This window comes from Nonomuraea sp. NPDC005650 (assembly GCF_040605375.1).
Lineage (GTDB): Bacteria > Actinomycetota > Actinomycetes > Streptosporangiales > Streptosporangiaceae > Nonomuraea.
This window is the reverse complement of the sequence record NZ_JBEXCR010000021.1, coordinates 81,852-95,214: the sequence shown is the minus strand read 5'-3', so window position 1 is coordinate 95,214 and position 13,363 is coordinate 81,852. Positions and strand designations below refer to the sequence as shown.

Sequence of the window (13,363 nt, the reverse complement as noted above, 5' to 3'; positions counted from 1 at the left end):
GACCGTCACGCCGGCGTCCAGACGGCCGGCGGCCGGGCGGCGACCTCGGCGGCGATCCGGTCGACCCGGGTACGGGCCGCCGCCTCGATCCCGGCGGACTGTACGGGATGCGCGGCCCGGTAGGCGGCGTACCAGTCGACCCGGGGGAAGTCCGGCGGCCGGGTGTCGTCCCCCTTGCTGTGGGGGCCGAGGCGATGGGTGGCGAACTCCACGACCAGCGGGCCGGGCTCCGTCCGCACCCGGTCGACGAGGGGCGCCAGCCGGGCGCGGATTTCGTGAATTTCCGTTATATCCACCCGGTGATGCGCGACGCCGAACGCCCGCGCCCGCCCCTCCACCGTGCCCGCCATCTGCAGCCCGGTCGGCGTGGACTGGGCGATGCCGTTGTGCTCGACCACGACCAGCAGCGGGAGCCGCCAGAGCTGGGCCAGGTTGAGCGCTTCGTACACGGCGCCCTCGCCCCAGGTGCCGTCGCCGATGTAGACGCAGGCCAGCGCGCCCGGCTCGTGCCGCTTCAGCCGTAACGCGACCCCGGCCGCCACGGGCAGGCTCTGCCCCTGGACGCCGGTGGACAGGTAGCGGTCGCGCTTCAGGTGCTGGCTGCCGCCGACGCCCTCGCAGATCGCCCCTTTCCTGCCCATGATCTCGGCCAGCAGCCCCTCCGGGTCCTCGAACCTGGCCAGATAGTGGCCGTGGCCCCGGTGGTTGCTGAAGACCCAGTCGTTCTCGCGCAGGAGCGTGCGCAGGGCGACGGGGACGTACTCCTGGCCGAGGCAGGTGTGGGTGGTGCCGTTGAGCTCGCCCTGCTCGAAGAGCGCGAGCAGCTTCAGCTCGAAGGATCGGATCAGCAGTAACAGTGCCAGGTCGTCGTCAGAGAGTTTGTCCATTGAGTCTCTCGAGCACCAGGAGAACCTCCTGAAAGGCTAACAATCCGCATATTTCCCGTCCAGGGCCACCTCCAAGCCTCGATGGAACGGTCCAATTATTCCTCAAACGAATCCTGGCCGATCACCGGTCATTACTCTGAACACCCGATCCACCGCCCCACCGACTAGAGCAAGCCGATGTTCGGGCTGTATCTGAGATCGCAACTGGCCGATCTTCGTGATCGTGTACCTTACGGTCGGCCCGGCTTAACGCGAGGAGATCCAGTGGATGTTCTACGTCGGGCTGGCGCTCAGCGGTGTCCGATGTGCTGGTCACGGTGGCTATGGCCCACCACGGTGCGAAGACCACTGCCAGGACCGCCGCCCTGGAACGGCACGGAGTGCTGACGCCCGCTCCGATCATGGCCATGTCGGAGACCGGCACCAGGATCAACGACCAGCTGCCGATCAAGCTCGGCCTGCGCATCGAGGGCCCGGAGTTCGGAACTGTTCGTGTTTGAGTATCGATGACATGGCTCTGGGCATGTCATCACCGGAGTGCGGATTCGACGTGCGCATGCAAAGGGGTAGGCCTCGCTCCGCGCGTCGCTGTCGCGCCGGGACTGCTCCGCTCGGGTTCCGACTCAGCCGTGGGGCCGTGTTGCGCATCCGCCGACCCGTATCGCGCACATGTTCTACCCAGCAGTGCCAACTCTTGGTATCGTTACGGCTACTCAACGTGAAAATCCGAGAGGGGGCGAGTGCCCATCATGCGAACGTGCCCGATCGACCGCCATCCAACAGCCTCGGCAGTACGGCACGCCCCCACCCGCCCGTCGGACACCGACCGCGCCGCCATCTCACCGCAGGCCCGCCAGCATGGCTGAGCTGCGCCCGATCGCCCCCGCCTTCATCGTGCCCGGCCCGTCCGGCGTCGCCATCCGCGACCGGCTCAAACACCTCACCCCCGCAGACGAGCAGATGCTGCGCCTGGTCGGCGCACATCTAGGCACGCTGGCCTCGGCCGATCTGAAAACCCGGTGCGCCGACGGGCTGGGGCACTCCACCGACACCTGGGCGGCCCGCAAACGCGAGCTGACCGTGCAGTCGTCGGCGCGCTGGGCCGGGGCGATCACCAAAGTGTCCCACGACCAGTGGGCGCTGGCCCGCCGCAGCCAGGCCGACCACATCCGCGACCTCCAGGCTGCCATCCGCGCGATCACCCGCCGGCTGTCACTGCCCGTCGGGAAGAAGGGCACCCGCAAGGAGCCGGGCGGCTACCGCTCAGGGCAGGAGTGGTTCGCCAAGTCCCGCCGTCTTGGCGGGCTGACCGACCGGCTCGCCCGTCGGAAGGCCGATCAGCAGGCCGGGCGGGTGCGCGTGGTGCGGGGCGGCAAACAGCTCGCCCGTACCCGGCACCACCTGGAGGCCGCCGGGCTCACGCAGGACGGATGGCGGCAGAGGTGGGAGGCCGAGCGCTGGTTCCTGGCCGCCGATGGGGAGTCCGGCAAACGCTACGGCAACGAGACCATCCGCATCACCCCCGACGGCCAGGTGTCGATCCGGTTGCCCGCGCCGCTGGCGCACCATGCGAACGCGCCGCACGGCCGCTACGTGCTGGCCTGTCGGGCGGCCTTCGCCCACCGGCGCTCCGAGTGGGCCGATCGCGTTGAGGCCAACCGGGCGGTGGCCTACCGCATCCACCTGGACGCGCAACGAGGACGCTGGTACATCACCGCTTCCTGGCAGATCCCTGCAGCCCCGGCCGTGCCGATGCAGGCTGCGCTCGCCCACGGGGTAGTCGGCGTGGACACCAACGCCGACCACCTGGCCGCCTGGCGCCTGGACACCCACGGCAACCCGATCGGCAACCCCCGCCGCTTCTCCTACGACCTGTCCGGCAACGCCGAGCATCGCGACGCCCAGGTCCGCCACGCGCTGACCCGGCTGCTGCACTGGGCACGCACCTGTGGTGTGCACGCCATCGCCATCGAAGACCTCGACTTCGCCACGGAGAAGACCCGGGAGAAGCACGGCCGCCGCAAACGCTTCCGCCGGCTCATCTCCGGCATGCCCACGAGCAAGCTGCGCGCCCGGCTCGCCTCGATGGCCGACCAGAGCGGGATCGCGGTCATCGCTGTCGACCCGGCCTACACCTCCCGGTGGGGCGCCCAGCACTGGCAGGCCCCGCTGACCAGCAAGACCCGCACGGCCACCCGCCACGACGCAGCCGCCGTAGCGATCGGCAGACGCGCCCAAGAGCACCCGATCCGGCGACGGACGACACCGCCCCCTGCCCACCGGAGCGATGAGCAGGGGCATCGGACCATCCAGGCCGGAACGGAAGCCCGCGGGCGCGAGGGACCCCGCCCCCGCATCCCCGGACCACGGACACGATCCGTGCCGCCCGGAGGCGGCGCGAACGCGGGCGACCAGAACGCTCAACACCGTTCGGAGCGTTCGGCTGAGGACATGCACCTCGTACTCAGTCCGTAGGAACGGTTCGCGTTCGACACCCAGGACCGCGTGCTGGCCGGCGTGACGCGGACGAGCAACTTCAACGCGCGCAGGCTCGTCGTGCTCGTCGATCCGGCCACGCACGAGCACCAGATCGACTGGGATCGCACCGCTCTGGTGAACGGGCTGATGCCGGCGACGTTCAACCTGGTCGAGGAGAACAGGACCTACGACCTGAGCGGCCAGGCCGGACCGCTGATGGAGATCCTGCAGCTCCTCAAGGCCAACGGCATCCCGCTGAACCGCATGACGGACGTGCGCTCCAAGCCGGAGCTGCGCCGGCAGATCCAGGACGTGGTGCGCCGGGCCGCCGCCCAACCGGCGGCCGGCGCCGCCCAGCCGGCGTTCCCGTCGGCCGAGCGGCCCGCCGCCCAGCGCCTGGAGGAGCTGGAGGCGCTCCGCACGACGGGGGCGATCACGGACGACGAGTACGCCGCCAAACGGCGGCAGATCATCTCCGAGATCTGAGGGCGCCTACTTCGACAGGTAGAGGGTCTTCCAGGTGCCCGCGTACAGGCAGACGAGGGACGGCTTGGCGGACTTGGCCTCGGAGCAGACCTTGAGCTCCACCTGGTAGACGTCCCGGTAGGAGAACGAGAAGCGCTTCGGCGTGGCGTACGAGCAGTCGCGCACCGCGTGCTGCCGGTTCGGCAGGTTGTTCCCGGAGCGGTACGTGATGCGGAAGACCGCCCAGCCGCAGGTGGCGGTGCGTCGCGTGTGGTCGTACACCTTGCCCGAGACCCGGACGACGTCGGCCGTCGGCAGGTCGGCGTGGTCCTCCCCCGTGGCCGTCAGGGTGCCCACGGCGTGGGCGGCGCGCCCCGGCGCGTAGTACGGGCCCCAAGCGGCCGAGTCCGCCGCGGTCGCGGCCTGGGCGGCGGGGGCGACGGTCGCGAGAGCGGCGATGGTGGCGGTGGCGGCGATGGCCAGACCGGCGAGGGTACGGGGGATCGTCATCAGGGGCCGTCCTTTCGTGGCGAGATGACGACAATGTGCGATAAGCCGATTTCAACCGGCTTGCCGCGGACCGACGTGCGCTTTCAAGACCCTTACGAGCCCTGCCCGGCGGTGGGGCGCGGGGCGCGCAAGTGGGCCCGCCGCGCCAGCTCCGCCTCGTCGACGAACGTGAGCATCGGCTGACCGGGCTCGCACAGCATGAACACGACGAACTTGGCCGGCGCGTCCGGCAAGGCGTTGCCGTCCTGGTAGTGGATCACGTCGCCGCCCGGCTCCCAGAACGTCTCACCGGCCTCGACCACGCGCTCCGGCTCACCTTCGAGCTCGAACCGGATCGCGCCCTCGATCACGTAGCCGAAGGCCGGCCCCGAGTGGCGGTGCGGAGCGAGGCCGGGGTGGCCGGGAGACCACTCGACGAGGATGGTCGTCCCCGAAGCGCCCTCGGGGATGAAGGGCGGCCTGACGTCCGCCAGCGTCTTGAATCCGGGCTCCGCCGCCGAGTCCTTGTTCGACATGGTCACCACACCTCCATGAGCCTGCTACCCACATACATGCAGGTCAGGCCGTCAACCGGGCAGCCTCGTCCCGACCGGGCCGGGCACGGGCGACTCCGGCGGCAGGCCGCACCATTCCGCCAGGGCGGAACGCAGGCCGAGGATCCGGGTGGCAGGATCGGCGGCGGTGCTCGCCCAGGCGATGTAACCGTCCGGGCGGACCAGCATCGAGGGCAGGCGGGCGCTTCTGGGCGTGGCGTGCCTGACCCGCGCCGGCGGCAGGCCGCCCGTCACGGCGGGCTCGTCGGCGGGGGCCAGGAGCACGAAGCGCCCATCGCGCAGCGCCTCGTACAGCCGGCTCGCGTCGCCGGTCAGGAGGACGTCGGGGGCCCGCCGGCCGACCAGCGGGTGCGATCCCCGAGGCGCGGAGTAGGAGATCGCGAGCCCGGAGACGGCCTCCCGCAGCCGGCGGGCGGCCGGCGGGAACCGGTTCATGATGATCGGGAGCGTCGCGCGCGCGACCCTGGCGCGCCGGGTACGAGCCAGGGCCGTGGTGAGCAGGCGGCCGCTGAGCCGCACGATCATGCTGCCGACCGGATGCCGTTCGGCGTGGTAGGTGTCGAGCAGGCCGTCCGGCGCCCAGCCCTGGACCGCCGCGGCGAGCTTCCAGCCGAGGTTGGCCGCGTCCTGCATGCCGGTGTTCATCCCCTGCCCGCCCGCGGGGGAATGCACGTGCGCGGCATCGCCCGCCAGGAACACCCGGCCCATGCGGTAGCGGGGAACCTGCCGCTCGTCGCTGTGGAACCTCGTCAGCCAGCGCACGTCGTGCAGGCCGAGGTCGCCGCCCATGACGCTGCGGGCGATGTCGCTCACCTCCTGGAGGCTGACCGGCGCGCTGCTGGGAAGCTGCCGGCGCCGGTCCCAGGCGATGATCCGGTAGCGGCCGTCGCCGAAGGGGGCGATGAAGCAGAAGCCCTCCGGTCCGGTGTAGAGGCCCAGCTCACGGGCCGGGGGCCGGCTGAGGTGGACGTCGGCCAGCATCACCGAGTCCACCGCGGAACGCCCGAGGAACGGAACACCGAGCGCGTCCCGTACGACGCTGCGCACGCCGTCGGCGCCCACCACGAATTTCGCCCGCCGCGTGTGGATGGTGCCGTCGACGCGCATGCTCACGTCCACGCCGTCGGCGTCCTGGTGGAGCCCGACGACCTCGGCTCCCCGCATGACCTCCACGCCGAGCCTGGAGGCCCGGTTCTCCAGCACGTGTTCGGTGTTGTACTGCGGGGTGCACAGCAGGAACGGGAACCGCGACCGCAGCCGGGACAGGTCGAGTTCCAGGTTGCCGAAGAACGTCATCGTCCCGAAGGTCACGCCGGTCTCGATCAGCTCGTCGGCCACGCCCCGGGCATCGAGCTGTTCCAGCGTCCTGGCGTGTACGACGAAGGCCCGGGACAGCTTCGAACCTCGAGGCTCGCGGTCCACGATCATGCACGCCACGCCTCTGGCGGCGAGGTCACCGGCGAGCAGCAAGCCCGTCGGGCCGGCTCCGACGATCAACACATCGGTGTCAAAGAGCGCCATCAGCGTCTCCAGTCTCCTCTGAGCGCCTTGCGACGTGATCGCCCGGGAGGAGACGGCGACTCGCTGTTATGGGTGCATTCCCTTCATAGTACGACCGGGCCGTTCAGGAGTCCGGGCGGGCCACCGCGGCGGCCCGCCCGGAGGGAGGTCAGGCGGCGGCCCTGGCGGTCAGGGCCACGGCGGCCTGGCGGGTGACGCCGTTCACCGTGACGGCGACCGTCACCTGCCCCTTCCGCAGCGCCGTCAGCGTCCCCGTCGAGGGGTCGAAGAAGGCCACGTGCCACGGCTTGACGCCGTCACGGCCGCCCACGTACAGGTTGGGCGAGCCGGACCAGGCCGCCGACACCGGGTAGGCGACGGGGACCGTCCGGCTCCCCTGCTTGACCGCCGCCGTCACCGCGCCGGGCGCGCCGATCGCGACCGTCGCGGGGGCGGTGAGCGTGAGGTCGTCCACGTGCGGCCGGACCTGCGTGCCGATCCAGTCGGGCGCGTCCGTGAACCAGTTCCGCCGTACGTGCTCGGCCTCGGCCTTCGTCACCGGGTCGACGCCCCACAGCGACCACCCGGTGAACCCGCCGTCGTCGGCCGCGGTGGCCGGGTTCTTGCCGGAGTTGCCGTTGATGAAGTACGGCACCGCGTCCACGCGCGAGGCGTGGAACGTCCCCACGTGCGCCCCGATGTACGCGGCCCCCTTGCCGGTGGTGCGCTGGAAGTCGGCCAGCCAGCCCTCCACCAGGGCCGCCTCCTTGCGGTCGCCGAGCTGGCTGCCCTTGCCGGGCGTCGGGTCGCGCGGCGGCACGTGGAACAGCACCGTCACCGAGCCCACCGACGCGTCGGTGGCGGCCTTGTCGAGCTGGGAGCGGAGCATGGCCACCTGGTCGTAGCCGCCGCCCCGCAGGTTCAGGCGCGAGGTGTCCAGGGTGATGAAGCGCGTGCCCTTGTGGTCGAAGGTGCCGTACGTGTCGCCGAAGACGGCCTCGAAGTTGTCGATCTTGCCGCCCATGACCTCGTGGTTGCCCGGAATGTAGTGATATTCCAGGGTCCCGCCGAGCTCCTCGTCGAGGATCTTCTTGGCCAGCGCGAAGTCCTCGGGCGACGCCTCGTCCACCAGGTCACCGTTGATCAGCAGGAAGTCCGGCTTGGCCGCCTTGATCTCCCGCAGCGTGCGGCGCGCGTTCTTGACGATGTCGCTGTCCGGGTCCCTGGCCACGAACTGCGCGTCCGACATGACCGCGAACCGCCACGGCATCCGGCCCACGTCCGCCTTGACCACCGGATCGGCGACCTTCGGCACCGGGGGGGCGGAGATCGACGGCGACACCTTGGCCACCAGGCCGTCGATGAGGATCTCGTTGGTGTACTTGGTGTCCGCCTTGGTCTCGGCCACGTAGAAGCGCCGCAGCTTGAGCGGGTAGTTCACGCCCGGGGGCACGGCGAACTCGACGTACTTCCAGCCGGTCCACGTCATGTACGGCCCGCGCAGGATCTGCGACTGGCCGAGCGCGTCGTAGAACTCCAGGCTCGGCCACTCGCCCTTGCCGGTGGAGTTGATCCAGAGCCCGAACGCCTGCGGCTGGCCGTCCACCACGATCTGCTGCGGCGGGCTGGCGTAGGCGGCCCTGGTCGCGGTCGAGGTGGTGAAGTCGTACGAGAGCTTGAGCCCGCCCCCGCTCTGGCCGGGCGCGGCCGACAGCGAGCCGGTGGCGCGGGCGGCGGCGAACGTCCACTTCGCCGCGTCCTCGAAGTCGGCGACCGGCTTCTCCTCGAACCCGACGGTCACCGGCACCGCCGCGTCGATCTTGCCGACCTTGGCGGTGATCAGGCCGGACCCGGTGGCCTTCTTGGCCTTGACGGTGAAGTAGCCGTGCTCGGCCGGGGTGACCTCGAACAGGCTCTTGTCGTAGTCGAGCGTGAGGTCGGCGGGCTCGATGGGCGCGGAGTTGCCGTTGCGGTCGTACCCGACCACGCCGAACGTCGCCACACCGTCCGCGCCGGCCAGGCCGAGCCGGTCGGCGGTGATGCCGAGGCGCTGGAGCGGCTGCAGGACGGTCAGGTCGATGGTGCCCTTGGCGCCGCCGCGGGAGGCGGTGACGGTGGTCTGGCCGGGCACCAGGGCGTGGAATCGCCCGTCGCGGATCACGCCGTGCACGGCCGGGTTGGCCCGCCACGACGGCGTGCCGGCGGCCGGGCCGTACGTCTCGTCGTATCCGGCGGCGGTCAGCCGGCGGGTGAGGCCGGGGAAGACGCGGTCGGGGCGGCCGCCCGCGACGGGACCGACGCCGGGCGCCTTGGCGGGGTCGCTCGCGGTCTCCAGCCAGAAGCCCTTGAGCCTGCCGCTGCCCTCGGGCGCGTAGAGCGCGAGGCCGTTGGGCACGTGGCGCTCGCCGCCGTCGGAGGGGCTGTTCTCCACCTGGACGTCGCCGGAGCCGGGCTCGCGGGCGAGCATGGTGGAGGAGCCGCCGCCGTCGAGGTTGAGGGCGTTGGCGGCGCCGAGGTCGACCATCATGCCGGCGAGCTCGTTGAGCGTGACGCCGCGGCTGTCGGCCTGGCGGCCGTCCACGGTCAGCAGGTACATCTTCCTGCCGTCGGCCGAGAACCCGACGGCGGTGCGGGGGTGCGCGGCGGGGTCGGTGGAGTTCTGGACGGCCCCGTCCTTGACCAGCACCCAGTTGCCGCCCACGGCCGCCTTGACCTGGCTGCCGTCCGAAGACTTCGGCTGGTACCTCACGTCCACGCGGTCGCCGGCCTTCAGGGCGGCCAGGGCGGTGGCCCCGGCGTCGCGGCCCAGCAGGATCGTGGTCCCGGCGGGGATGGGGCCGGTGCCGGCGGAGGTGCGTACCTCGGAGACCACCCCGTCGACCAGGACGACCTCGGCGACGGACGTGGCGCCCTCGACGGCGCGGGCCCGGTTGTACGAGCCCCACAGCGGCGTGAACAGCCCGACGCCGCCGCTCTTCACGATCTGGTTGAACTGGGTGAGCGCGATGGGCGAGCCGCCGGCCGGGGTGGCGGTGCCCTCGAAGTACATCTTGAGCACGCGGCCCAGGCCGTCGCCGGTGATCGCGACCGCGTTCTCGTGGCCCGTGACGGGCGACTGCACCAGCGAGCCGTTCTGCACGCCGATGCCCTGGGCGGCGCCGGAGTTGTTGATGTCGAAGAAGTCGCCGTTGACGGCCGCGACGGCGTGCGCGCGCTTGGCGGGCCCGGACAGCGGCTCGGTCTTGGACACCTCGCCGGAGTAGAGGTAGTCGGCCTTCGCGCCGCCGAGGTCCGCGGTGACCGCGTCCGCGCGCAGCCAGCCGAGCGCGTCGTAAGTGTCGAACGAGGTGAGCGAGATGCCCGGCGCCACCGGCCGGGTCCTCTTGGCCGTCTCCAGCCGCTGCTGCCCGGTGTCCTGGGCGAGCAGCGTGGAGGGGGGCGGGTAGGACGACGCCTTGAGCGCGTCCTCTACGGGGGGCGCGGGATCGGCCTGCGCGGGGGCCGCGGCCAGGGCGAGGGGGCCTAACGCGAGCACCGAGGCTGTCAGGATTCTGAGGGACTGCACGACCGAACTCAATCGCTCGTGGATATAACTTTCAAGACTTAGGAGTGAACTAAAAGAAAATTTCAGATCTTGTGGGCCCTCCACCAGGCTTGCAGGATGGTACGCGTGGATCGAGAGGCGCTCTACCGCGACCTGTATCCCGTCTACGCCAGGGCCCGCGCCGCCCCTGGGCTGACCTTCGTCGAGGAGCTGGACGCCTGGCTGGTGGCCCGGCACGCCGACGCGCGCGAGGTGCTGGGGCGCCCGGACGACTTCTCCTCCAAGGGCGCGCTGCGGCCCGACGTGCTCCCGGGCCCGCGGGCGTTCGCGGAGCTGGCGGGCGCGCCAGGCACCGCCCCGGTGGTGCTGAGCACGGACGGCGAGGCGCACGCGCGCTACCGCCGGCCGCTCACCCGCGGACTGTCCCCGGCCAAGGTGGCGGCGGCGCTGCCGTTCGTGCGGGAGACGGCGGAGGAGCTGGTCGCGTCGTTCGCGAAGGCGGGCCGCGTGGAGTGGATGTCCGGCTACGCCAGGCCGCTCCCGGCCGCGGTGATCGGGCACCTGCTCGGCCTCGACCCGGCCGACGTGCCCGCCGCGATCCGGGCCGGCAACCGGGCCGAGGACCTGCTGTTCACGCCGATGCCGGAGGACGAGCAGGTCGCCGCGGCCCGTGAGGTGGCCGCGCTGCGGCACCTGTTCGACGCGCACGCGGCCCGGTCGCGGACGGCGGAGAGCCTGACCGGCGAGCTGTCGCGCGGCCTGGCCCCGGGCCCCGGCGAGCCGACGCCGGAGCAGCGCGACGAGATCGTGGCCAACACGCAGAACGTCATGCTGGCCGGCCACCTGACCACGACCGCGCTGCTCGGCACCGTCGTGCACCGCCTGCTGCGCGAGCGCGGCCAGTGGGAGCTGCTGTGCGAGCGGCCGGAGCTGGCGGGGGCGGCGATCGAGGAGGCGGCCAGGTACGAGGCGCCCGTGCAGGGCTTCCGCCGCACCGTCACCAGGCCGCTGGAGCTGGCGGGGACCGCGCTGGGCGAGGGCGAGACGGTGTTCGTGTCGTTCGGCTCGGCGGGGCGCGACGAGGCGGTGTTCGAGCGGCCGGACGAGTTCGACATCGCGCGGGAGCCGGTGCGGCACCTGTCGTTCGGGCATGGGGTGCACGGCTGCCCGGGGGCGCTGCTGGCCCGCGAGCAGCTCAAGGTCACCCTTGAGCTGCTCGTACGCGAGCTGCCGGGCCTACGTCTCGCCGGCGAGGACGTCGTCATGGCGGCCACGCTCATCCACCGGGCCCCCGAGGAGCTTCACCTCGCCTGGTGAGCCCGGCTCCCCCGCCGAAGCCGGTGAGGCCGGAGAGTCCGGCTCCTCCGCCGAGCGCACGCCCGCGTGCAGCACCAGCGGCACGGCCAGCGCGACCGCCATGGACAGCACGGCCGTGCCCGAGTCGTTGACCAGCATGCCGACCACGCCGCTGACCAGCGCGCCGACGAGCCCGGCCCGCAGCATGGGCGCCCGCGCGAACGCCTTCGGCACGATGCCCGCGCTGATCTGCCCGGGCCGCAGCACGGCGAAGATCAGGAACGCCAGGCCGGCCAGCACGATCGGCATGAGGTTCGGGGAGAGCATGGTGTTCAGCATGGCGCCCAGCTTGCGCCCGATCATGGGCAGGAACGTCCCGTCGATCACCTGCCCCACGAACCGCCCCAGGTGGGTCTGCGAGGCGGGCGGGCGCAGGTGGTCGAGCACCGCGATGATCGACACCGCCACCCCGCCGAGCACGCAGAACGCGCCCAGCTTCAGCACCGACACCCGCTTGCCCGCGACGAGCAGCGCGGTCACCGCGATGCCCGGCACGAACGCGATCACGCCGCCGAAGTCGCTGCCGACGCCGGGCCAGCCCGCCAGCAGCATCGCCGCCACGCCGAGCCCCGTCACCCCGGCCACGGCCAGCCGCTTGCGGCCGAGGCGGACGAGGTGCTCCGCGGCCACGGCGGTGGCCATCAGCACGGCCGTGGCCAGCAGCGCGAACGGGATGTTCGCCAGCCCGTAGTAGCGCCCGCCGACCACGGCGGTGTAGCCCATCAGGCTGTTGAACTGCAGCGTCGTCCCGGTCAGCAGGTCGCCCACGAGCACGGCGGCGGTGGTGGCCGCGACGGCCGCGGGCGGGCCCAGCGGGTCGCGCCGCCACGGGCCGCCGAGCGCGACGGCCGCGATGATCGCCGTGCTCACCAGCACCCCGCCGATCAGCGTCGCCACGGGGTACGGGCTGCGCTCCCACGGCACCAGGTTGACCGCGTACGTGGAGACGGGGACGGCGGCGAGCACGATGGCGGCCACGCCCACCGCGCCCAGCCGCCTGCGCCTGGACAGCAGGAAGTAGGCCAGGGCGTAGAAGGCGACCTGGAGGATGGCGAAGCCGGTGAAGAAGACGCCGGTCGTGCCGCGTACGGCGGTGCCCTTGAGGTCGGCCCTGCGCAGGTCGTCGATCGTGGTGCGCTCGCCGAGCTGCCACTGCAGCCCGATCACGGTGGAGGGCGCGGCGATGCCCAGCGCGTTCAGCAGCGTGGGCGTGAGGTCGGGCAGCACGACGATGTCCGCGCGCCTGGTGGAGTTGGCCCCCACCGACGGCCCGGCGACCTGGCCGCCGGGCGCGGCCGCCATGCCCGGGCGATGCCACATCGCCACGCGCAGGTGCGGCACCGAGCCGTGGTCGCCGATCCCGGCCAGCACGATCTCGGTGTCCGGGGGCAGCTTGTCCAGCGCCGCGCCGACCTTGGCGTCGGCCTCGCGGACCAGGGCGCGCCGCCGCTCCGGCGCGAGCAGCTCGGGCTCCAGCGGCAGCTTGCCCTCCACGATGTACGGCTTCACCAGCACGTCGACGTCCACGGCCAGCATCCGGCAGCGGCTCCAGTCGGCCAGCCCCGCGGGCTCGGCGGCGTACAGGTCGACCTTGCCCTCCCGGTCGGCCAGGGCCAGCGCCGCGCCCGGCCCGACGGCGGCCGTGCACTGCCCGGCGGCGTGCACGGCGTTCCCCAGCGTGCCCGCGTACGTCCCGTCACGCAGTTGCAGCAGCCCGGCGACCTCGGAGACCACGGCCCCCTGCCCCTGGACGACCGGCTCCGGCGGCATCCCGCACCGGCGCCCGACCGCCGAGCGCACGCCGGAGGCCACGGTCAGCCACCCGTCGTACGCGCAGGTCACGGTGCCCACGGCCTTGACCGACAGGGACCCGATCCCGCTCTGCCCGGCCAGCCGCCACATCCGGGGCGTGTCGGCCGGGTCGAGATCGCTCCACATCAGCCCCGGCACCCCGATGAACGCCACCCGCCCGCCGGCGTCCTCCCGCGCCGCCTGCGCCGCCGCCTGGGCGGGCGAGGCCGTCCACCACAGGGCGGACGACACCAGGAGCAACAGCACCCATCTCACCG

10 protein-coding genes are annotated in these 13,363 nt (G+C 72.2%); 4 read left to right on the top strand and 6 right to left on the bottom strand.

Annotated features, from left to right (window positions below):
* Nucleotides 1-5 precede the first annotated feature (5 nt).
* Nucleotides 6-887, bottom strand: a complete 882-nt coding sequence (locus ABZS69_RS33535; RefSeq protein ID WP_355379364.1) for a thiamine pyrophosphate-dependent dehydrogenase E1 component subunit alpha — start codon at nt 885-887, stop codon at nt 6-8.
* A 296-nt stretch (nt 888-1,183) separates the two neighbouring features.
* Between ABZS69_RS33535 and ABZS69_RS33530 the strand changes: the two genes are divergently transcribed.
* The 3 genes from ABZS69_RS33530 (at nt 1,184) to ABZS69_RS33520 (ending at nt 3,851) form a co-directional block, all read left to right on the top strand.
* Nucleotides 1,184-1,387: a hypothetical protein gene (locus tag ABZS69_RS33530; protein WP_355379363.1), complete on the top strand. Its 204-nt coding sequence runs from the start codon at nt 1,184-1,186 to the stop codon at nt 1,385-1,387.
* A gap of 358 nt (nt 1,388-1,745) precedes the next feature.
* Complete coding sequence (locus ABZS69_RS33525; RefSeq protein ID WP_355379362.1) at nt 1,746-3,362, top strand: IS200/IS605 family accessory protein TnpB-related protein; 1,617 nt, start codon at nt 1,746-1,748, stop codon at nt 3,360-3,362.
* Between the two features lie 42 nt (nt 3,363-3,404).
* A complete protein-coding gene (locus tag ABZS69_RS33520) occupies nt 3,405-3,851 on the top strand; it encodes an SHOCT domain-containing protein (RefSeq protein ID WP_355379361.1) in 447 nt (148 codons plus the stop codon).
* Between the two features lie 6 nt (nt 3,852-3,857).
* Here the strand turns inward: ABZS69_RS33520 and ABZS69_RS33515 are convergent, their stop codons facing one another.
* From ABZS69_RS33515 to ABZS69_RS33500, 4 genes are all read right to left on the bottom strand, one after another.
* Nucleotides 3,858-4,340: a hypothetical protein gene (locus ABZS69_RS33515; RefSeq protein ID WP_355379360.1), complete on the bottom strand. Its 483-nt coding sequence runs from the start codon at nt 4,338-4,340 to the stop codon at nt 3,858-3,860.
* Between the two features lie 92 nt (nt 4,341-4,432).
* Entirely contained in the window at nt 4,433-4,855 is a 423-nt protein-coding gene (locus ABZS69_RS33510) for a cupin domain-containing protein (RefSeq protein ID WP_355379474.1), read from the bottom strand.
* A 51-nt stretch (nt 4,856-4,906) separates the two neighbouring features.
* Nucleotides 4,907-6,415, bottom strand: a complete 1,509-nt coding sequence (locus tag ABZS69_RS33505) for an FAD-dependent monooxygenase (RefSeq protein ID WP_355379359.1) — start codon at nt 6,413-6,415, stop codon at nt 4,907-4,909.
* Between the two features lie 148 nt (nt 6,416-6,563).
* Nucleotides 6,564-9,959, bottom strand: a complete 3,396-nt coding sequence (locus ABZS69_RS33500) for a phosphodiester glycosidase family protein (RefSeq protein WP_355379358.1) — start codon at nt 9,957-9,959, stop codon at nt 6,564-6,566.
* Between the two features lie 105 nt (nt 9,960-10,064).
* On the opposite strand from ABZS69_RS33500, the gene ABZS69_RS33495 reads away from it, so the two are divergent.
* Nucleotides 10,065-11,255 (top strand): cytochrome P450, encoded by a 1,191-nt coding sequence (locus ABZS69_RS33495; protein ID WP_355379357.1) that lies wholly within the window; start codon nt 10,065-10,067, stop codon nt 11,253-11,255.
* Here ABZS69_RS33495 and ABZS69_RS33490 read toward each other — a convergent pair.
* Entirely contained in the window at nt 11,175-13,352 is a 2,178-nt protein-coding gene (locus ABZS69_RS33490; protein WP_355379356.1) for a hypothetical protein, read from the bottom strand. The two genes, ABZS69_RS33495 and ABZS69_RS33490, sit on opposite strands and share 81 nt — an antisense overlap.
* Between the last annotated feature and the right edge of the window lie 11 nt (nt 13,353-13,363).